Here is a 20,190-nt window from a genome sequence, read left to right as displayed (position 1 = left end):
TCGCTCTCACGCAAGCATAGCCCTTATGCAAGCATAGATTATTCCTGCACAACCTCAACTAATTCCTCAATCATCACATCAAAAGTCCGTGCTAACTTCTGAATTGCGGTAAAATCTACAGTTGCTAGCCCAGGCGATCGCGCATAGGTTCTGAGAGTACTATAAACCACACCAGAACGGTCAGATACTTCTTTCAGCGTCCAGCCCTTCTCGGCAGCAAATTCTCGAATCTTTAGCCTAACCATTCCCATAATTTGCTTGACAAATGACTTATATGAGTCGTTTAATTATTATATTCTAATAATAACAATCGCCCTCTGTCCTGGAAAACTAAAGGGCGACTGCATTTGTTTTTTTTCACACATATCCCGTTAAACGAGATGTCAGTCTCTTTCAACGGTAAGCATTCCATTTAAACGGAAGGCATTCCTTTTAAACAGAAATTTAACTTTATGTTATCATCACTCAAGCCAAAAGCGCTTGTCATCCGTGAATCGAAAATAGTTCATAAATCAGCAATTGTTCACCCACTAGCAAGATTTGTCACAGAAGAGGCAATCTGTTTAATATTCCAAATCAGTTTTGAAGATATATATACTGTGGAATGCTGGCGTTATATGGTTTATGTCCACGGTAAAGGCGTGAGCAAGTTTGTCAGCTATGCTGATTTTCCGCCAATTCTCGGTGTACAACCGCCTAATAAATCAGACTTTGTAAAATGGCGTAGACGCTGGCGCAAGCAAAATGAACCTCATCAAAATAAGCAAGCACCACAGTGGTGGGTAGAATTTTTCGCTCATGAATTCTTGCAAGCTCACTCAGAGGCTATGTTACATAGTTGGGAAGAACTAGTTGAGTTAATTCAATTTGCTTTTAATCCAGAAAAGTTAGAAGAACTCCGAAATAGCTATCATCAGAAAGATTACTTTTGACAAACTAAAACGCTGAGAGCGTTTGGTTATTGTCTTCGTTTCTGTTGTGGTGGTTTTTCCAAACTGAGTATAAGGCGGTGACGAGGAGAAGTTTGGTCAATATGAGTACAACAAGCAGCCTTTATGCTGAAATTTGGAAGCATAATCAATGGGAGCCAATTCCAAAACCAAAATGGTCAAAAGGTAAGCAAGTACCAGTTTGCTATATGCGTCCTGGTGGAATGTATGAACTGTTCTCTGCTCTTGTTGGTTATCATCACCACTCTCTTTGCTACTTGCACTGGCATACAGAAAAAATAGTTCCGTTGTCAGAACCGCGTGGCTTACCTAAAGATATGAATACTGTTTATAGGGAACATTTTGAAAACAATTCATTAGGAATAGAGCATCACTTTACTTGGTTCTTGGTTCAAGAAGTTATTGAATATGATTGGGACAGAAAATTTCCACCATGCACAGGTTATGTAAACAGTCGATATGCTTCTCTGTTTCAGAATTCGGCTCCATTTCCACAGGATTTGCCAGACGATGAGCCTGTTTATAAGAATAAAAAAGAGAATACGACTGAGGTTTTATGGGTGGACACTTATCGCTATTATGTGGGTTGTGTTGATTGGTTCATTGAAGAGTTGTTGAAGTTAGGAAATCCAGAAGAAGTCCGTATTCTCTTTTGGCTTCACTAGACAATCTATCAGTCTGTGATCGCTCTTCAATTAAGTGGCAAGCCCCCGCTTTGTTAGACTAACAATACATCTCGTCACGCAGGATTTTTGGAGCTATGAGCGCCACAACTGCCCAACCCCTCACCCTGGAAGAATTTCTTCAGCTCCCAGAAACCAAGCCTGCTAGCGAATATATCAATGGTGAGATCGTTCAAAAGCCAATGCCAAAAGGGAGACACAGCCGCTTGCAAGGTAAACTCTGTGCTGCGGTCAATCAAGTTGCAGAGGATCGCAGAATTGCCTATGCGTTTCCTGAATTACGGTGTAGCTTTGGCTCACGCTCGATCGTACCCGATGTGGCTGTATTTCAGTGGACGCGCATACCATTCATCGTTGATGATGAAGTTCCTGATAACTTTGAACTCCCCCCAGACTGGACAATTGAAATTCTATCGCCAGAACAAAAACCCAATAAAGTAATTGGCAACATTCTGCACTGTCTGAAGTATGGTAGCCGTTTGGGATGGTTTCTTGACCCTGATGACTTCAGTATCTTAGTATTTTTACCAGAGCAACAGCCATTACTGCTCCAGGGAAAAGATTCTTTACCCGTCTTACCAGAAATTGAGCTGGCACTAACTGTCGAACAAGTTTTTGGTTGGTTAAAAATGGGTAGCTAGTATCGTGCTATGTGTCTGCTATTGCTATGATGGTGCGTTAATACAAAGACGCTTTCTTCTCGCCTAAGGGGTTGTAAGAAAAGCGTCTGATGAGTGGAAATAAATAGTGTGCTTAATGAAAGCTGCTATTCAGCAGATTTTTGACTAGCGCGATTAGCACGAGCCTCCGCAGAAGCCATCACCTCATCCATATTCTCTAAAACTTCTCCGGGGAAATTTTCTAAAACTCTGGTGGAAAGTGCCACGCGGCCTTTACCTTCATCTAAGTCAATAATCACAGCTTTAATCGGCTGACCAATTTGAAAGACTTTATCCAGAGACTCAATAAATTTTTGGCTGACTTGCTTGATGTGAAGTAAAGCACTCATACCATCTACATCTACAAATACACCAAAAGGTTTAATGCCAGTAACTTTACCTTCCACTAATTGACCTAGTTCTAACAAGCTGAAGTTGCTAGAACGAGTTGCCAACCGCTGGGAAAGGATCAGCTTTTTGTTATTGCGGTCTACTTCTAAAAAGCCGACAGTGAGAGTTTGACCCTTGAGTGCCTCTAAATTATCACGCTCAATCAAGTGCGATCGCGGAATAAATCCTCGTAAAGATTGCAGTTCTACGGTGACACCACCTTTATTTACTCCCGTAACCTTCACTGGTACAGTCTGGGAATTTTCTTGCATTTGCGCTAATCGTTCCCAGATATGTTGAATTTCTAACTGTTTGCGAGAAAGAGTTACTTGACCTTCTGCATCCTGCTCTCGGATAATCAAAAACTCTAGTTCTTCTTGCAGTGGTAGCACCTCAGACAAATCGGTAACTGCTCTCAAAGAAGCCTCATCACGGGGAATAAAAGCCGACGATTTGCCACCAATATCAACATAAGCCCCATCATGGTCAAGTTGAAACACTTTACCATGCACTACCTGTCCTTTTTGAAACTGGTAGTCGTGTTTTTCCAGCGCTTTGGCAAAATCGTCCATTGTAAATGGCGAATTGGCTGTTTGAGAACGTTTCGATTCGGAATTCATGACGTTTGAAGATAAATTATTAGTGGTCAGTTGTAGGGGTTTAAGCAATTCTCAACCCCTACTGACGGCTTAGGTTTTAGGCCAGTTGACCAAAGAGTTGTTTCACCTGCTCCCAAGCATCGGCGGCAACTTTAGGATTATAGCTGGCGCGACGATCGCAGAAAAATCCGTGGTCAGCTCCATCGTAGCGAAAGACACGGTGCGGAATTTTGTATTTTTCTAACGCTGCTTCAATTTCATCTACCTGTTCAAGGGGAATGCTGGCGTCTTCCATGCCAAATAAGGCGTAAAGCGTACCTTTAATTTCGCTGGTACGTGTAACAGTCGGGTCTCCGCCTCCTGGTGTACGGGTAGTAATTCCCGCACCATAGAAGGAAGCAGTAGCTTTGATATCTGGTAGGGTGGCAGCAAGATATGCTACATGGCCACCAAAGCAGAAGCCGATACAGCCGAAGCTATCTTGTTTGACATTGGGGAGAGTTTTCAGGTAATCGATCGCGGCTTGAATATCACCCAATAATTCTGAGGCTTTAGTTTGCATCGCATAGCCTCTACCAACTTCGATATCTTCTGGAGTGTAGCCAGTTTCAAAGCCCGGTGCTTGGCGTTGGAAAAGTGCTGGTGCGATCGCTACATACCCCAACCGAGCAATCCGTTCTGTGACATCTCGAATATGATCGTTGACACCAAAAATCTCTTGCAATACTACAATTGCTGGGTAAGAACCTGATTCTTGTGGTTGTGCCAAGTAAGCTAATATTGAAAAATTATCTTGCGAAATTTGAACCGTTTTGGTATCGATTGCTCGCTCTGTCATAATAATTTTTACCAGGGTTGCACGATTGTTTGATATAACTATGCCAGTATCTCAAAGCTTTTTGCCATCAGATTATCAATTAACGAAAGTCAGTACACTAGAGATTTCCTCTAGAGAGAGTCAATGTATAAATAAAATATTTAACAAGTAGTATATACAGCTGGTCATATGCCGCTAGTAGCACCGAGGAGGTTTGGTGATGATTCAATTCCGCATTCAGCCAGACAGTGAAATTCCCGCATCAACCCAGCTGTTTAATCAAATCCGGTTTGCGATCGCTTCCCGGCAATATCCACCTGGGTACAAATTGCCAAGCACACGGGCGTTGGCAATGCAAACCGGTTTACACCGCAATACGATCAGCAAAGTTTACCGTCAGTTAGAAGAAGATGGATTTGTCGAAAGCCTTGCTGGTTCAGGGATTTATGTCCGTGCCCAAGGGCATGAGGGTGGTAGCAGGCTGCAATCACCAACTCTTAAGCAACATCCCGAAGCTGATAAAGTTGTGCAGCAAGCACTGGATGAGCTACTTTCTCAAGGCTGTTCGCTCTCGGAAGCACGGGAGCTATTTTTAGCGGAAATTGATTGGCGCTTGCGTTGCAGTGCCCAAGTGCTAGTTGCAGTACCCGCTTACGATATTGGCGCAGGCGAATTGATGGTCTATGAATTAGAAAAAGCACTACAAATACCAATACAGCTAATACCAATGGAAGAATTAACAGCTGTACTAGATAAAACTTCCTCTGCCACAGTCGTAACTAGCCGATATTTTATTGGCGATGTTGAAGAAATTGCCGCCCCCAAAGCTGTACGGGTGATTCCTTTAGATATCTATGACTATTCCAAAGAACTAAATCTACTGAAAACCTTGCCCAAAGAGAACTGTGTTGGCATAGTTAGCTTAAGTTCTGGAATCGCCCGCGCCGCTGAAGTCATTCTCCACGGGCTGCGAGGAGATGAATTACTGGTAATGACAACCCAACCAAAAGACGCTTATAAACTTCAGGCTATCGTCAAGCGAGCTGAAGTCATTATCAGCGATCAACCAAGTTTTCCAGCAGTGCAAGCAGCAGTGCAAGCAGCAGTTGAAGATATTATTCGCCCACCCAAATTGATTAAGGTTGATAATTATATTGGTACTAAGTCAATTAATTTATTAAAACGAGAATTAGGTTTGGGTTAATTCCTTTCTCTGTGCCTTTGTGACTTTGTGGTTTTTCTCACCCAGAGTCGCGGAGTCGCAGACGGGAGAGCGATTGTCTAATCAGCCCTATCTGCTGAGGGAATTTGCAAAAACTCCCGCACCCGTTGTAAGTAATTCGGAGCATCTTCTAACATTGGGAAATGCGCAGTCTTAGGAAGCATCACAAACTCAACTTTGTCATTCATCGCTGCTGCTTGTCGACCCATCTCAGCCGGAATAATCTTGTCATACTCCCCTGCAACTAACAGTACTGGTACTGTCAATTTAGCAAACTCCTGTGGCATCACTTCCGATTGTGCTTTACTTACCGAAGTGAAAATTGTTCCAAGAGCAGCATCATAATCAGCTTCTAAAAAATCTTGCAAAAACGCCTGACGCTCAAATTTTGGTATGGTGCGATGCAAAAATCTTGCCATAAACATTCGGTCAACCAATGGTATTTTTCCTAACCACTTGGGACGGAATTTGACTACATAACCACCAAATTTATGAAAAGCCGCAAAAGCTTTTTCATCGTACTCAAAAATTCCACTACAAGTCAAAATTCCCCGTTCGACTCTTTGGGGATAGCGATTAAAAAATAAAGCTGCAATCGATGCGCCCATTGAGTGAGCATTTATATAGACACGCTGAAGCTGCAACTCATCTAGCAATGCTGCTAAGTCATCAGCGTATTCTTCTAATTCATAAGTTAATTCTTGAATCGCTGCTACTTCTTCTTGGGGAGATTTAGATTCAGCAACAGATTCGCTGGCTTGAACTATTGTAGGTTTGCCACGGGAACGCCCAAAGCCCCGCAAATCGTAGAGTAAACAATCAAATTGGTCTAATAAAGCATCAGCTGTGCTTCGCCAATACCTCGCCGAACCAGCCCAACCGTGGATGAAAACCATCACTGGCTTTACCAGAGACTCTGATGGTTTTTTCACCCACTCGTAGTAATGCTCAACACCACGAACATTAATGTAAGGCATTGGTCATTTGTCCCTTGTCATTTGTGAGGCAGTGCGTTGGGCGGGTTCCCCGACTTGTAGCAACTGCCGAACCCGTCAGGGTCACTTGTTCTTTATTATTTATGATTTCTTTGTACTAATGACTCATGACTAATGACTATTAAGCTGATTCTGGCTTGGGTAGGGAAGAAGGATGTACTAAAAGTTCAGCGGTGGAACGCTTTTCAACCATTTCTCGCGTGACTGTACAGCGAGTTACGTCTTTGCGAGAGGGTAACTCGTACATTACATCCAACATGAGTTCTTCGACAATGCCTCGTAATGCTCTAGCACCAGTTTTGCGGCGGTAGGCTTCTTGAGCGATCGCTCGCAAGGCTTCTGGTTTAAAGTCTAATTGGACATTGTCCATCTTCAGCAGTTTTTGATACTGCTTGACTAAAGCACTGCGTGGTTGGGTGAGAATCGCCATTAAAGCTTCTTCATCTAGCGGATCTACCACGGCTACCATCGGTATGCGCCCGATAAATTCGGGAATCATGCCAAATTTTACCAAGTCATCCGGTTCTAGATAGCGCAGCGTATCTGCTGCCCGTTTTTCTTTTGTTTGCCCTTCTCCAGGTTGCACAAAGCCTATTGACTTTTTACCCACTCTCTGATCTACAACTTTCTCTAAGCCAACGAAGGCTCCACCACAAATAAATAAGATGTTGCTGGTATCAATTTGGATACAGTCTTGATAGGGATGCTTACGTCCTCCTTGGGGTGGTACGTTAGCGATCGTTCCCTCCAACATTTTCAGCAAAGCTTGCTGTACGCCTTCGCCAGAAACATCGCGTGTAATTGAGGGGTTCTCACTCTTGCGAGCAATTTTGTCAATTTCATCGATATAGATAATTCCCCGTTGCGCTTCTTCTACATCCAAGTCTGCCACTTGCAACAGTCGCAGCAAGATATTTTCCACATCTTCGCCCACATAACCCGCTTCCGTTAGAGTTGTGGCATCAGCAACCGCAAAGGGTACATCTAAAATTTTCGCTAGCGTTTGCGCCAAGAGGGTTTTACCGCAACCAGTGGGGCCAATTAACAAAATATTAGACTTTTGCAGTTCTACAGCATCTTCCGCCCCGGCTTTACCACTGGCTTTAGATTGAACTATTGCCAGACGCTTATAGTGATTGTAAACCGCAACTGACAATACTTTCTTCGCTTCGTCTTGACCAATGACATGTTCGTCCAGATACTTTTTAATCTCTCTGGGCTTGGGAATTTGATTAAAGGAGAGACTGGAAGAGCGGGCACGGCGTTTTTGAGGAGGCTCGGACTTTGGTGCTGGTTGCGACGCTGCTGCACCATTAGTGTCGAGTAACTCTTCATCTAGTATTTCATTACACAAGTCAACGCATTCATCGCAGATGTAGACTCCCGGCCCTGCGATCAATTTACGCACCTGCTCTTGAGACTTGCCACAAAACGAACATTTTAAATGGGAGTCGTATTTAGACATACCAGCCTCTTATTTCAGAATGGTGACGTTTTCCCCTGGTGTGGGAATATTTTGTCTGGAAATGACTTGGTCGATTAAACCATAGGTCTTCGCTTCTTCTGCCGACATGAAAAAGTCGCGTTCTGTATCTGCTTCAATTCTTTCTAGGGGCTGACCAGTATGCTCAGACAGCAACTGATTTAACTTAGCCTTAATGTAAAGAATTTCTCTCGCTTGAATTTCAATGTCAATTGCCTGACCTTGAGCGCCACCAAGTGGTTGGTGAATCATAATCCGGGAGTCAGGTAGAGACATCCGCTTACCCCTAGTCCCTGCTGTTAACAAAAATGCCCCCATGCTTGCGGCTAATCCAAAACAGATGGTAACAACATCAGGACGGATTTGCTGTATTGTATCATAGATTGCCATGCCTGCGTAGACCGAGCCGCCAGGAGAGTTAATGTATAGCTGAATGTCCTTTTCTGAGTCTTCGGCATCCAGGAACAACAATTGGGCAACAATCGAATTAGCAACGGCATCGTCTATGGGAGTTCCCAAAAAGATAATCCGTTCTCTTAGCAGGCGGGAGTAAATGTCGAATGCCCTTTCTCCCATACCAGACTGCTCTACAACCATCGGTACGATGTTGTTGGGGCCGCTCAAGTGAGAATTAATATTTATTCGACTTAAGCTGCTAATTGGGTAATTTCCCGACTGCGATAGAAGCATAAAAAAACATTTGACAACTAAGTGGGACAAAGATCGAAGCAGTAAACACTGCCTCTTTCACTAATTTAGATTTTTATTTGCGCTATGTGTTAACCATTATGCCTCATCTAAATTTCTCCTGTAACACCGTATCTAGCCGCAGCAGCAATAGAGTTAGTATTTTCTTTAAAATTTCTTAACCATTGTATTAAGTTTAAGCGATCGCTAACCAGCCACGTACTTGGCTTGAAAAACTGCTGAGTCTAGCCTTTAGCCCCCAATCAAAAGGCTCCCGATGAGTGACTGCAAAAAGTCAGAAGCTTAAGAAAGCTAATTTTACAGACTTTTTCACTTTTTGCAAGTAGGTCGTTATTTCTGCCATGTTGCACAAGTACAGCACGGCAGAAGTCTTAATTCACAGAGTCAGATCAGGACTTGAGTGTTTCAAAATCCAGGATTAAAGTCCTGACTACGAACTTATTCAGGATTGGTGGACTCGTCGCTAGTAGCGGCTTCGCCAATTTCTCCCTCTACTTCAGTATCTACAGTTTCGGTTGCTTCTGGGGTACTCAAAGAACCTTCGGGGACAAGTTCAACTGCGGAGTTCTCTAACAGCCAATCGACGATTTTTTCGGTTGACAGTTCGTTTTCCACTACTGAACGCAGTCTATCTTCGTCTACATCTTCTTGCGAGTACTGCTCTAGAAGTTCTGTGACTCTAGCTTTAATTTCTTGATCTGTCACCTGGATAGATTCGCGTTTGCTGACTTCGCGCAAAGCAAGGGAGCGTTTTAGGCGTTCAATAGCTTCATCGCGCGATCGCGCTCGTAACTGCGGAATGATATCTTGGGTAAACAATTTCCGCACATCTAATCCCTGCTGCGACAGCCGAATTGCTGTTTGCGTCAGCATCGCATCAACTTCCTGCTCAATTAAAGTGGCTGGTAAGTCAACTTGGACGTGCTTGAGCAGTTCCGCTAATAAGGCTTCTTGCTTATTGGCTTTGGTTTTCTGTTCCGCTTCTTTTTGATAGCGCTCTTCTAAAGAAGCGCGCAACTCGGCTAATGTGTCAAAGTCGCTGACTTCTTTAGCAAAGTCATCATCTAATTCAGGTAACTCTTTTTCTTTGAGTTCATTCAGAGTCACGGTAAATATGGCGGGTTTGCCTGCTAACTCTTCGTTAGCATAAGGATCTGGGAATTGCGCCGAAATTTCTTTGGTTTCCCCTGGATTCATTCCCACTATGCCAGATACAAATCCGGGAATAAATCGATCTTCGTATAATTCGACTTGAAAATCAGTCGCTTCTCCCCCAGGAATGGGCGTTGGTTCTACCGATTCGTCTTCTCCTTCAGCTTTTGCCAATACCCCTTTAAAATCTAAGACTGCGACATCGCCAATTTGAGCCGCACGCCCTTCCACCGGAATCAAAGTTGCCAGTTCTTGACGTTCCTTATCCAGAACCTCATCAACGCGAGCTGGGTCATATTTGACTTCCTCCGCTTTGGCTTGCAAACCTGTATACTGGTCTATCTGGATTTCTGGTTCCACATCGACAGCAGCCGAAAAAGTTAGCGGTTGCCCTGGTTGATAATTATTAATCAATTCTTCAAAGTCAGAGCGTAACTGCGGTTGCCCAATTGCTGGAATTTCTTCTTGTTTGACAGCTTTTTCAATGCCATCTTGAATTAGTTCTTCTAGGGCTGCGGCCTTGATGCGAGTTGTGCCTAGGCGTTGTAGCAATATCTGCCGAGGCACTTTGCCTTTGCGAAACCCAGGAATATTGGCAGTACTAGCTAGGTTTTTAATTACCTGTTCGTAGGTTTGTTTGGTAATTTCCGGCGTAATTTCTATTTCCAATCCTATTTGACTGGCGGGAAGTTTTTCCTGGGTGACTTTCATGCTTCGTCTCTGTTTTCTGGTATTTTTGACTCCGAGTACAGACAATATGCGATCGATCGCTGCTGTTCGTTAATGTCTCTTAGCTGGGATGGCAAATGCCCACAAGGCATAATCAGAATCCAAATCTGGATAACTGCCCCTCAGCAGTTATCCAGTGTACTGCTAATGGCAAAAGACTGAACACTTTAGCGCAATAAGTTTACCGATCGCATCTACAAAATGTCGATTACAATACAGCGATCCATACCGAGTCCCAATCGTTGCTTCTAGAATCACCCACCACAGCTTATGTGCTGATATTTGGGGGTTGCGCACTCCATATCCAGACACAAAAGTGGATTTATGATTCATAGGGCTAACAGCGTGATATCCTGGTCTTCAAATAGGAATTTTGGATTCCCATTTCAGACTTATTGGGACTGGTTGCATTGCTGCATTGCTCAGATTGTTGTTTGACTGGTTTGTTTCACTTGGATCATAGTACATCCATCATCTTTGCAGCACAATTGCACGGGCAAAATTGTTGACTTAGCTGGCAAACTATGAAACTTCAACAATGCCTAATCAAAGAATTTTAATTCTTTCGCTGCTGATAAATTCGTTGTATAATAAAATAATTTAAATAAAAGTAACAAAATATGAATGTCAGAAAAGCAAAGGAAATTAGCGAAAAGTGAAACGTTACTTAATTTACTAAATTGAGAAAAGTTAATAGTATAAATAAAAATTTATTTAATTTAATGTATAAAACTGCCAATTAATATAGTGAAATAAGTTTTGCTTTCGTTCAATAAATCATAAATAACCTCTTAAAGGAGGGAGTAAGGTTGTCTAAATCCTATAGTGTAGCTATTTTGGGCGCAACTGGTGCTGTTGGTACTGAGTTGCTGGAATTATTGGAGAGTCGGAATTTTCCGATATCCAATTTAAAATTGTTAGCCTCAGAAAAAAGCGTCGGGCGGACGCTGCCTTTTAAAGGAGAAAATTTACCCATAGAGGCAGTCAGCGATCGCGCCTTTGAGGGTATAGATATAGTACTGGCAAGTGCAGGTGGTTCGACATCCAAAACTTGGGCAGCAAAAGCAGTAGATAAAGGCGCAGTAGTAATTGATAACTCCAGTGCCTTCCGGATGAGAGAGGAAGTTCCTTTGATAGTACCAGAGGTAAATCCTCAAGCTGCTGCCGATCATCAAGGGATTATTGCTAATCCCAACTGCACAACAATTTTGATGGCAGTGGTATTATGGCCTTTACACAAAATTAGACCCATCAAAAGGCTTGTAGTTGCCACCTACCAATCTGCTAGTGGTGCTGGTGCAAAAGCAATGGCAGAAGTGAAAACTCAAACAAGAGACATCTTAGAGGGAAAAACACCAGTTGCCGAAGTATTGCCTTACCCGTTGGCATTTAATTTATTTCCTCATAATTCCCCACTCAACGATTGGGGATACTGCGAGGAAGAAATGAAAATGGTCAACGAAACTCGCAAAATTTTTGGCACCCAGCAAATCCGAATTACCGCTACTTGTGTGCGGGTTCCCGTACTTCGTGCCCACTCAGAAGCAGTTAATATAGAATTTGACGCACCATTTAGTCCAGATGAAGCTAGAGAAATTTTAAGCCACTCTCCTGGAGTTAAATTGGTAGAAGATTGGCGGGCAAATCATTTTCCTATGCCAATAGAAGCCACTGGTCGAGATGAAGTTTTAGTGGGAAGAATTCGTCAAGACATTTCTCATCCTTGTGGCTTAGAACTGTGGCTATGTGGCGATCAAATCCGTAAAGGCGCAGCATTGAATGCAGTACAAATTGCTGAGTTATTGGTAGAAAAAAATCTGCTGAAACCTGCTACAGCAAAAGTTACAAGCTAGAAAAAATTAAATAGAAAATTTAGATTTTGGGCATTGATGCTTGAAAATCTCTATCATTATCGATCTTAGCAAATTTGCGGAACACGCTTGCCAGCAATTTGCAGATAGGGTACTAAAATAGAAAAACCACCAAGAAATAAAAAATTAAAAGGGAAATCAGGAGTGAGAAAAGGGTGGGAGATTTTGGCAAAGTTTTAACCGCTATGATTACGCCGTTTAAAGAAGACGGCAGTGTCAACTATGATGTAGCGGCAGAACTAGCAGCACATCTAGCTAACAACGGTACAGATACATTAGTAGTGTGTGGTACAACTGGGGAATCTCCTACTCTGACTTGGGATGAGGAATACCAGTTGTTTGTTCAAGTGTTGCAGGCTGTAGCTGGAAAAGCCAAGGTAATAGCAGGGTGTGGTTCCAACTCCACCAAAGAAGCGATCTCTGCCACCCAAAAGGCAGCTAAAATAGGAGTACATGGGACTTTACAAGTTGTTCCTTATTACAATAAACCGCCGCAAGCAGGACTTTATCAGCACTTTCAGGCGGTAGCGCAAGCCTGTCCCGACCTGCCCGTACTGTTGTACAACATTCCCGGTCGTACCGGTCAAAACCTTAGTGCCGAAACAGTTGCCCGGTTAGCGGAGATAAATAATATTGTTGGGATAAAAGAAGCTAGTGGAAGTTTGGATCAAGCGAGTGAAATTCGCCGCTTGACACCACCAGAATTTCAGATTTACGCTGGAGATGATTCTTTAACCCTGCCTTTGTTAGCGATCGGCGCAAAGGGTGTGGTGAGCGTAGCTTCTCATCTGGTAGGAAACCAACTACAGCAGATGATTCAAGCTTTCAGTGCGGGTAAAACCCAAGTTGCGACTCAAATTCATCTTCAACTTTTTCCACTGTTTAAAGCTTTATTTTTAACTACAAATCCCATTCCAGTTAAAAAAGCACTAAAACTTCAAGGTTGGGAGGTAGGTTCAACACGTCCACCGCTATGCGAAGCCGATCCAGAAGTCAGCCACAAGTTAGAGGTGGTGCTAAAAGAACTAAGTTTAATGTAAGTACTAACTTGTTGGGTAATAGCAAGTTATGAGTTTCCAAAGATACATAATAAATAAGGAAAATACATAAAATTACCAGGTTGCACTTGAAACTCCTGTGCTACGACTGAATAGTTATACTATGAATCCTTCAGCGTAAAATCCATTTTTATTGAACAAACAATAGAAAATCTGATTTAAACTAGGCTGCTTTGGGAATGACTTTATAAGACAGCTAATGTTGTCTTTGATACAAAAGGCTAACTTTTTAACTTAAATTAACCACAAACAACAATTCAAGGAGCAAATGGCTAAAAACGAAGCTAACTCCGCCCTGAAAATTATTCCTTTGGGCGGTTTACATGAAATTGGTAAAAATACTTGTGTTTTCGAGTATGAGGATGAAATTGTTTTATTAGATGCAGGTTTAGCCTTTCCTACAGAGGCAATGCATGGTGTAAATATTGTCCTGCCAGATATGACCTATCTGCGGGAAAACCGCCATAAAATTAAAGGAATGATTGTCACCCACGGTCATGAAGACCATATCGGCGGCATTGCATTTCACCTCAAGCAATTTGAAATACCCGTAATTTACGGCCCGAGACTAGCGATGGCGATGCTAGAGGGTAAATTAGAAGAAGCAGGAGTACGCGATCGCACAGAATTAAGATCGGTTCTCCCCCGCGATGTAGTCAGAATTGGCAAATCATTCTTTGTTGAATACATTCGCAACACCCACTCCATCGCCGATAGCTTTACCGTTGCAATTCATACACCCATAGGTATAGTTATTCATACAGGAGATTTTAAAATTGACCACACCCCAGTCGATGGCGAAAGATTTGACTTACAACGGCTAGCAGAACATGGTGAAAAAGGCGTGCTTTGTTTGTTGAGTGATTCAACCAACTCAGAAGTACCAGGATTCACCCCTTCGGAACGTTCCGTTTACCCTAATCTTGACAGAATTTTCTCTCAAGCCACCGGGAGATTATTTGTCACTACTTTTGCTTCCAGCGTTCATCGCATCAACATGATTTTGGATCTGGCGCAGAAGCACAACCGCACAGTGACAGTTGTCGGGCGTTCGATGCTAAATTTGATTGCTCATGCACGCAATCTAGGTTATATCAAGTGTCCCGATCATCTCCTGCAACCGTTGCATACTATTCGCAGTTTGCCAGATGAGAATGTGCTGATTCTCACTACAGGTTCTCAAGGCGAACCAATGTCAGCCATGACTCGGATTGCCAATAAAGAACACCCCCACATTAAAATTCGTCAAGGTGATACGGTAGTCTTCTCTGCTAACCCGATTCCTGGTAATACGATCGCAGTCGTTAATACTATAGATAAATTGATGCTCCAAGGAGCAAATGTAATCTATGGTCGAGACAAAGGAATTCACGTTTCTGGTCACGGTTGTCAAGAAGACCAAAAACTGATGATTGCCTTAACTCGACCAAAGTTTTTTGTACCCTTCCACGGCGAACATCGAATGCTGGTGAAGCACGCCCAAACAGCGCAGAGTATGGGTATTCAACCAGAAAATATGATTGTGATCCAGAATGGCGATATTGTGGAATTAACAGAAGATGCCATCTGCGTTGCTGGAAAAGTACCATCTGGGATTGAACTGGTGGATACTACTAGTTCTGGGATGGTCAGTGCCAAAGTATTGCAAGAACGGCAAAGAATGGCTTCTGAAGGCATTGTCACCATCGCCGCAGCCATCGATTGGAGTGGGAAATTATTAGCCAAGCCAGAAATTCACCTGCGGGGTGTAGTGACCAGTATAGAGCGATCGCTCCTACAAAAATGGGTACAACAGCGAATTGAAGAAATATTGAGCGTTCGTTGGTCAGAATTTGCTCAACCCAGCGAAGGCGAGCAATCAGAAGTAGATTGGGGTGGATTGCAAGGGACCTTAGAGCGAGAATTGCAACGTTCCATCCGTCGGGAACTGCAATGTCAACCTACTGTGACATTGTTGATGCAGATTCCTGATGAACCACCTGTAAAAGTCAGCGATGGTAGAAGACGGCGGACGAGAACTGCTGCTCAGGTAGCATCGTAAAGTATTTAGAATTAAAATCTCACGCAAAGGCGCAAAGTTGTTTTGAGCGTCTTTGCATTTTTGTGTGAGGTAAATTCATAATAGATGAGGAAAAAGGAAACAGTATGAAATAACTAGAAAATGTAGTGATATGGCACAAGCTCTATCTAAGCTGGTAAATTTTGATGAATTTATAAAGTGGTATCCAAATAACGGAATACCCTACGAACTACATGATGGAACAATCGTTGAGATGGCACCACCAACTGGCGATCGTGAAAAAGTTGTGGCATTTATAGCATGTAAAATAACTGTGGAGTTCGATCGAATGGAACTACCCTATGCCATTCCTAAGACTGCATTTGTTAAACCACCTGAAGCTGAGTCAGCTTATTCTCCTGATGTTTTGTTATTAAATCTTGATAATCTTAATAATGCACCTTTGTGGCAAAAAACATCGACAGTTAGCCAAGGTACATCAGTTTCTTTAGTAGTTGAAGTAGTAAGTACAAATTGGCGTGATGATTACTACAAAAAATATGCCGATTATGAACAAATGGGTATAGCTGAATATTGGATTGCTGATTATGCTGCGCTAGGTGGACGTAATTTTATTGGCAATCCTAAACAGCCAACTATATTTGTATGCCAGCTGATTGACGGTGAATACCAAATGAATGATTTTAGAGGTAATAACTCCATTGTTTCCCCTACTTTTCCTCAGCTAAATTTAACTGCTCAACAAATTTTTGATGCAGCTTTGTAGCTGAAAACTAAATTTTAATCAATCACGGTTGGTCTGTTAGATAAAAGCACTTATAAGCAAGCTGTATTTACTAGTAACCAAAGAATTATTTCTCAGACCTTCCCCGAATTAGTTCTAACAGTTCAGCAGGTGCTTTCAGCTTAGAAAATATTTAAAAAATTTAGAGTCAGTCCTAAAAAAATCTTTGTGGTAAAGCCTAATCATCAAGGTATATCTTCGGGTATAATTTCCATCATCATTTCTTTGCTGACTCCAGGAATTTTTACCAGCCTGTTTGCTTGTTTCTCAATAGTTTTGTCAAATATATTTCTCACAAGCCTACCATTACCAAATTTATTATTTCGACTTACATATAAATCATTGAATTTAGTTAGTAGCGTTTTTCGTGAATGCTCAGTCAGACAGAAATGACTCTGCTCACAAATTTTTTCATAAATATTTAGTAATTCGTGGGGCTGATAATCTTCAAAATAAAAATATTTGTTAAATCGTGACTGCAATCCAGGATTAGCATCTATAAATCTAGACATTTCTTCACTATACCCAGCCACTATCACTACTAACCTATCTCTGTAATCCTCCATTCTTTTCAAAAGAGTATCTATAGCTTCCTGTCCAAAATCATTACGTGAATTTTCTGGCTTTAATGCATAGGCTTCATCAATAAAAAGTACACCATCTAATGCTGATTCAATGATTGCATCAACTTTAATAGCAGTTTGCCCAATATAACCAGCTACCAATCCAGATCGATCAGTTTCGACAAGATGGCCTTTAGAAAGTATGCCCAATTCTTTGTAGATTTCGCCCATTAGACGCGCTACTGTTGTCTTTCCAGTTCCAGGAGACCCACAGAAAACCGAGTGAAGTGTAACTGAAACAGTAGCAAGTTTTTGTTCTTGACGTAGTTTCTGAATTTTCAAAAAATTTATTAGAGTATTGATTTCATCTTTAACATTCTGCATACCTACTAGATTGTTTAATTGTTCAATAACACTTTCCATCCCTTCAGAAGAACAATCATTATCAAGGTAGCGTTTTTTTAACTCTTTTTTTAATTGTTCAAGTTCAGCATCAATTTCCAAATCCCAAAAACTCATATTTTATAGCCTCAATAAATGAGTAACTTGTCTCTCTACTATGTAGAGGTACAATCCGAGTAATATCTATTGAATTTCGGCTGAACCTATTACAGATAGCTAAAAGACTCTAAAGCAGAGTGATTTACATACACTGGCATTATGTGATACACAGTTCACTCTTACCTAGATTAACTTACATATCTCATAGACGTAAAGTAGCTGTCTGGTATCTGTCTATAAAAAGAGGCATCTTAAGCCTGTAGTCTTACGCTTCTCATGGTTGAACAATCTTCTATTACTTAGTGAATCCACAAATAGGTTAAAACTAAAGTACACAATGTAAGCGGTACTCCAAAGCGTAAATGCTCTAAAAATGTCAACTTATAGCCTAAATTCGTAGCGGCTTCTACGACTATTAAGTTAGCAACTGAACCAAACAAAGTTAGATTACCTGCCAATGTAGATCCAGCTGCTAATAATAGCCAATATTGTGTATCATCCTTGGGGATCAAAGGATGTAATAGAAGTACAGCCGGAACATTAGAAATTAGGTTAGATAAGATAACAGTTACACTCAAAAAACTTGCAGAAGTGTTTACTGCTTGAGTAAATAACTGCAATAAATTTAATTTTTCTGTCACTCTCGTCAGAATAAATAATCCCGAAAACATCACTAGCAGATTCCAATCTATTCTTTGGAGAATGCGCTGAGGTTTAAGTCGCCGCGTAATCAACAACAAACTAGCAGCAACTAAAGCAGACTCCGCTAGAGGTAAGCCAACAGCAAAGGCGATGAGTAATCCTGTCGTGATAACTAATGTTTTATTAAATAAAGGTTTAAAAATGCGATGATTCCCATCAACTTTATGCTGACAAGGTTGGATGGAACGTAAATCTGGATAAAGTAAGCATAGCAATCCTATCTGAATTACTAAACCAATCAAGGCTACTGGGGCGAGTGCGTGCAGAAAATCTAGGTAGGGAATGTTTGAAAATGAGCCGATTAAAATATTTTGGGGATTACCGCTGAGAGTGCAAACAGAACCAATATTAGTTGCACCTGCGATCGCTAGTAAATAAGGTATGGGATTTAAACCTAATGCTTGAGTTAGGTTCAATGTAAACGGTGTAAAAATTAGCGCTATGGTGTCGTTGAGAAATACGGCAGAAAGGATACCGCTACTAAAGGTTAAAGCAATCACCAAACCTAGAGGGCTGCGAGTGATGCTCAACAGCATTGAGAGCGATCGCCCAAAAAACCCTGCATAGGCTAGGTTAGCGTTAACTACCATCATGCTCAGTAAAAATATGATGGTGTTGGCATCAATTGCTTGCCATGCTTCCGGTAAATTTACAGCACCTAAAGCAATTAAAAAGGCAGATCCCACTAAGGCAATAGTGGCACGGTTCATGCGTAAACCTGGAATGTAGCCTATTGCCAACCCCAGGTAAGTCAGCGCTAACACGCCATAGATTGCAAATTGAAGGACAGTCACTCGCGTTATACCAATTCACGAAAAATTTGATTCAAATAAAGCATCAAGAATAAAGTCCCAACCTGTAATAGAAGCAATGGTTGATGTGTTTAATTTCTCCAAACGCTTCCAGATAAATTGTCTTAATTCATCCAACGCTCCAAAACTTTCCCACGCCAAATATCTTTTAACTTCCTCCCACAATCGCTCAATTGGATTAACTTGCGGTGTATGTGGGGGTTGAAATAACAAAATTATATTTTCTGGTATCTGAAGATGTTGACTAAAATGAAAAGCACCATTGTCTAACTGAATAATATGTATATCTTGGGCATAATTAGCCGAGAATTTTTCTAGAAAAATCTGAAAACAAGCTGCATTTAAATGAGAGAATTCCCAAATAAAATTCTCACCAGTTAATGGTTCTACCAATCCATATAAATAAAAATTTTCTCGCTTCCATTGCATGATGCCAATAGGCTTAGTACCTTTTGTAGTAATTAATCTTCCTGCTTCTGTTTTCAGTCCTACGCGGCTTTCATCCTCACACCAATACCTAATTTTTCTTTGTCTATCTATTGGTGATATGACATATTTCTGAATTACGTCTAGGTATTGTGGGAGTTTTTTTTAAACTCTTCTTCCGCTTCTGGTTGGTGTTTAATGCCTACTGCACGCGGCACCTTTAGCTTCGCTTTCATTTGATAACGCACTGTATCATGTACTACTTTGTATGAAGCTTCTACACCCTCTACCGCTTTTAACCATGTTCGGATTTCTTCATAACTTTTAAATCCCTGGGGGTCTTCCAGTTCCTTTGAAAGCTGCTCTCGAACATCTGTGTTAATAATTGGTGGTCGTCCTGAACCTTTTTTTCTTGATACGAGACTAGTGATTCCTGACTCTGCATAAACTTTTAACCACCTTTGTACCGTCGCGCTTCCTCTGCCCAATACCACTGCTAAATCTTGTATTGTCTTTACCTGCTTTATCTTCAGTAAATACAACGCTTGAATCCGTTCTTTACCTAATGCTGTTTTTTGTTTTCTTAGCAGCTCATGTAATTCCTCGGCTGACTCCTTTATTTTTACTTTGGTGACTCCTGCCATAAACTTCTGCTCATATTTCTTCCTTAATTATCTTTATCATTTTTTTAGTGAAATGGTATTACCTAGTGATTGAGCGCTAATTCCTCATACCCATTATTGACATTACAGCTACAAGTCAAGGGTAACTAGGGAACAAATTCTTTCAACTGACTTGTCAGGCAAGAAGGAATAATTGAAGAAACTTCTTACTTTTTTATTGACATTAGCCAATATACATGGTAAAAACCTGCTGTCTATCTAATACAGGTATCTAAAATCTTGCTGTACATTATTTTGCGCATCTGCGAGTCCCTTCAATTGTTGGGATTTGAAACTGAAAGGATATCAGGCATCAGCCGCCCTATCTGTATAGAATTTAGCAGTTAGTATTTCTACCCAGTGTTATATTTTATAATTAAGTTTTGTAACAATTATCAAAAAAC

Annotated in this window: 19 protein-coding genes; 8 read left to right on the top strand and 11 right to left on the bottom strand. The window is 41.4% G+C overall.

Translation table 11 applies throughout. The annotated features are described in order from the left end of the window. Positions 1-38 precede the first annotated feature (38 nt). On the bottom strand, positions 39-251 hold the full coding sequence (locus AACU33_RS29660) for a helix-turn-helix domain-containing protein (protein WP_045872408.1): 213 nt from the start codon (positions 249-251) through the stop codon (positions 39-41). Positions 252-452: 201 nt separating this feature from the next. Between AACU33_RS29660 and AACU33_RS29655 the strand changes: the two genes are divergently transcribed. From AACU33_RS29655 to AACU33_RS29645, 3 genes are all read left to right on the top strand, one after another. Next, on the top strand, positions 453-932 hold the full coding sequence (locus AACU33_RS29655) for a hypothetical protein (RefSeq protein ID WP_096593719.1): 480 nt from the start codon (positions 453-455) through the stop codon (positions 930-932). A 101-nt stretch (positions 933-1,033) separates the two neighbouring features. Next, positions 1,034-1,615: a hypothetical protein gene (locus tag AACU33_RS29650; RefSeq protein ID WP_339376367.1), complete on the top strand. Its 582-nt coding sequence runs from the start codon at positions 1,034-1,036 to the stop codon at positions 1,613-1,615. A 95-nt stretch (positions 1,616-1,710) separates the two neighbouring features. After that, complete coding sequence (locus tag AACU33_RS29645) at positions 1,711-2,274, top strand: Uma2 family endonuclease (protein ID WP_096593717.1); 564 nt, start codon at positions 1,711-1,713, stop codon at positions 2,272-2,274. Between the two features lie 125 nt (positions 2,275-2,399). Here AACU33_RS29645 and AACU33_RS29640 read toward each other — a convergent pair whose 3' ends face one another. Both AACU33_RS29640 and AACU33_RS29635 read right to left on the bottom strand, forming a co-directional pair. Next, entirely contained in the window at positions 2,400-3,302 is a 903-nt protein-coding gene (locus AACU33_RS29640; RefSeq protein WP_096593714.1) for a S1 RNA-binding domain-containing protein, read from the bottom strand. A gap of 76 nt (positions 3,303-3,378) precedes the next feature. Continuing rightward, the gene (locus AACU33_RS29635) at positions 3,379-4,119 is read right to left on the bottom strand and encodes a dienelactone hydrolase family protein (protein WP_096593711.1); all 741 of its coding nucleotides are present in this window, start codon (positions 4,117-4,119) and stop codon (positions 3,379-3,381) included. Positions 4,120-4,318: 199 nt separating this feature from the next. Here AACU33_RS29635 and AACU33_RS29630 point away from each other — a divergent pair, with 199 nt between their 5' ends. Then, the gene (locus AACU33_RS29630; RefSeq protein WP_096593709.1) at positions 4,319-5,302 is read left to right on the top strand and encodes a GntR family transcriptional regulator; all 984 of its coding nucleotides are present in this window, start codon (positions 4,319-4,321) and stop codon (positions 5,300-5,302) included. Between the two features lie 77 nt (positions 5,303-5,379). Here the strand turns inward: AACU33_RS29630 and AACU33_RS29625 are convergent, their stop codons facing one another. From AACU33_RS29625 to tig, 4 genes are all read right to left on the bottom strand, one after another. Next, a complete protein-coding gene (locus tag AACU33_RS29625) occupies positions 5,380-6,297 on the bottom strand; it encodes an alpha/beta fold hydrolase (RefSeq protein WP_096593706.1) in 918 nt (305 codons plus the stop codon). 139 nt (positions 6,298-6,436) lie between these two features. Further along, on the bottom strand, positions 6,437-7,780 hold the full coding sequence (gene clpX, locus AACU33_RS29620) for an ATP-dependent protease ATP-binding subunit ClpX (RefSeq protein WP_096593704.1): 1,344 nt from the start codon (positions 7,778-7,780) through the stop codon (positions 6,437-6,439). 9 nt (positions 7,781-7,789) lie between these two features. After that, positions 7,790-8,488, bottom strand: coding sequence for an ATP-dependent Clp endopeptidase proteolytic subunit ClpP (clpP, locus tag AACU33_RS29615; RefSeq protein ID WP_096593701.1), 699 nt, complete (start codon positions 8,486-8,488; stop codon positions 7,790-7,792). Between the two features lie 456 nt (positions 8,489-8,944). Beyond that, positions 8,945-10,369 carry a trigger factor gene (gene tig / locus AACU33_RS29610; RefSeq protein WP_096593698.1) on the bottom strand — a complete coding sequence of 475 codons (1,425 nt, stop codon included), beginning with the start codon at positions 10,367-10,369 and terminating at the stop codon, positions 8,945-8,947. A gap of 827 nt (positions 10,370-11,196) precedes the next feature. On the opposite strand from tig, the gene AACU33_RS29605 reads away from it, so the two are divergent. The 4 genes from AACU33_RS29605 to AACU33_RS29590 all read left to right on the top strand — a co-directional run bounded on the left by AACU33_RS29605 (position 11,197) and on the right by AACU33_RS29590 (position 16,102). Further along, complete coding sequence (locus AACU33_RS29605) at positions 11,197-12,240, top strand: aspartate-semialdehyde dehydrogenase (RefSeq protein ID WP_096593696.1); 1,044 nt, start codon at positions 11,197-11,199, stop codon at positions 12,238-12,240. Positions 12,241-12,413: 173 nt separating this feature from the next. Next, the gene (dapA, locus tag AACU33_RS29600) at positions 12,414-13,298 is read left to right on the top strand and encodes a 4-hydroxy-tetrahydrodipicolinate synthase (protein ID WP_096593693.1); all 885 of its coding nucleotides are present in this window, start codon (positions 12,414-12,416) and stop codon (positions 13,296-13,298) included. 286 nt (positions 13,299-13,584) lie between these two features. Next, complete coding sequence (locus AACU33_RS29595) at positions 13,585-15,357, top strand: ribonuclease J (protein WP_096593690.1); 1,773 nt, start codon at positions 13,585-13,587, stop codon at positions 15,355-15,357. 130 nt (positions 15,358-15,487) lie between these two features. Next, positions 15,488-16,102 (top strand): Uma2 family endonuclease, encoded by a 615-nt coding sequence (locus AACU33_RS29590; RefSeq protein ID WP_096593688.1) that lies wholly within the window; start codon positions 15,488-15,490, stop codon positions 16,100-16,102. Positions 16,103-16,305: 203 nt separating this feature from the next. Here the strand turns inward: AACU33_RS29590 and AACU33_RS29585 are convergent, their stop codons facing one another. The 4 genes from AACU33_RS29585 to AACU33_RS29570 all read right to left on the bottom strand — a co-directional run bounded on the left by AACU33_RS29585 (position 16,306) and on the right by AACU33_RS29570 (position 19,768). Then, entirely contained in the window at positions 16,306-17,202 is an 897-nt protein-coding gene (locus AACU33_RS29585) for an AAA family ATPase (RefSeq protein WP_096593685.1), read from the bottom strand. Positions 17,203-17,483: 281 nt separating this feature from the next. Next, on the bottom strand, positions 17,484-18,680 hold the full coding sequence (locus AACU33_RS29580) for an anion transporter (protein WP_096593682.1): 1,197 nt from the start codon (positions 18,678-18,680) through the stop codon (positions 17,484-17,486). A 15-nt stretch (positions 18,681-18,695) separates the two neighbouring features. Beyond that, positions 18,696-19,220: an IS630 family transposase gene (locus tag AACU33_RS29575; RefSeq protein WP_339376496.1), complete on the bottom strand. Its 525-nt coding sequence runs from the start codon at positions 19,218-19,220 to the stop codon at positions 18,696-18,698. Between the two features lie 47 nt (positions 19,221-19,267). Next, positions 19,268-19,768, bottom strand: coding sequence for a helix-turn-helix domain-containing protein (locus AACU33_RS29570; protein ID WP_096588144.1), 501 nt, complete (start codon positions 19,766-19,768; stop codon positions 19,268-19,270). Positions 19,769-20,190: the final 422 nt, after the last annotated feature.

It is taken from the genome of Calothrix sp. NIES-2098, from assembly GCF_963875125.1.
GTDB lineage: Bacteria > Cyanobacteriota > Cyanobacteriia > Cyanobacteriales > Nostocaceae > Aulosira.
Note: the sequence above shows the minus strand (reverse complement) of the source record. Positions and strands in the feature narration are given on the sequence as shown.